This window comes from Streptomyces solincola, assembly GCF_002982015.1.
Taxonomy (GTDB): Bacteria; Actinomycetota; Actinomycetes; order Streptomycetales; family Streptomycetaceae; genus Streptomyces; species Streptomyces solincola.
Genome location: NZ_PVLV01000032.1, coordinates 1 through 1,054, shown reverse-complemented (window position 1 = coordinate 1,054; position 1,054 = coordinate 1). Strand labels below are relative to the sequence as shown.

Sequence of the window (1,054 nt, the reverse complement as noted above, 5' to 3'; positions counted from 1 at the left end):
CCGGTGGCGGTTGCCCGGCCGTGCGCCCCGCCCGGGCCGCCCGCACGGGCCCGCCGCGACCCCGGCGCCCCGCGAGACCGCCGTACCGCCGTCCCATCCCAGCAAGGAGCACCAGCCGTGAGCGACCACCACGCAGAGCCCGCCGACGCGTGGAGCGAGCCCGTCGCCACCCCGGCGCCGGCGTCCGGCGGGGTGACGCCGGCGGACGCCGCCGACGCGGCCCGCCTGGTCTCCTTCGGGCTTCAGCCCAAGCTGCTGCCCGCCCGGGACGCCGAGTACGCCGACCTGCTGCGCCGCTACCGCGAGGAGTCCGCGTTCGCGCGGCTCGCCGACGCCGTCGCCACCGGGCTCGGCCTCGTCGTGCTGGAGGTCTCGCCCCGGGCCGGCATGGCGGTCACCGCCGCCGAGGACTCCGTCTTCGCCGTCCGGATGGGCGACTACGCCCGCCGCGCCGTCGCCGACTCCGCCGACCGCTTCCTGCACGGCCTGGCCCATCTCGCCGTCGCCGCCATGGCCTTCCCCCGCCCCGAGGACCTCGCCGACGACGGCTACATCGGCCGCATCACCGTCAACGGCGTCGACGCCTTCGTACGCCAGGCCTGCCACCGCCTGGAGGAGCGCGCCGAAGCGGAGGGCGAGAACACCGACCCGGCCACCGGCGCCCCCGGCCTGGAGGCGGCCTGGCGGGTCTACACCCGCCGCAGCGCCACCGGCGCCACCAAGGACGCCCGCCGGCTGGCCGGCTCCACCACCGGCATCATCGGCAAGGCCGTCGCCTTCCTCACCGACTCCGGCTTCCTCCAGCGCACCGGCGACGAGGGCGGCGGCTCCTACCGCACCACCGCCCGCTACCAGCTCCAGGTCCGCGACATGGCCGGCAGCGCCGCCCTGACCGAGCTCCTCGACCTCGGCGTCGTCCCGGTCGGCGACGGCACCGCCACCCTGCTCCCGCCGCCCGAGGACGACGACACCGAGCTGGTCGCCGACGCCGGCCTGCCGTTCCACGCCTGAGCCCCGGCCCCCACGCCCGAGCCCCTGCCTCTTATACACATCT

The 1,054-nt window shown here is 77.3% G+C and carries 1 protein-coding gene; it reads left to right on the top strand.

The features are described from left to right. Positions 1-117: 117 nt before the first annotated feature. A complete protein-coding gene (locus C6N75_RS02170; RefSeq protein ID WP_105867121.1) occupies positions 118-1,011 on the top strand; it encodes a hypothetical protein in 894 nt (297 codons plus the stop codon). Positions 1,012-1,054 lie beyond the last annotated feature (43 nt).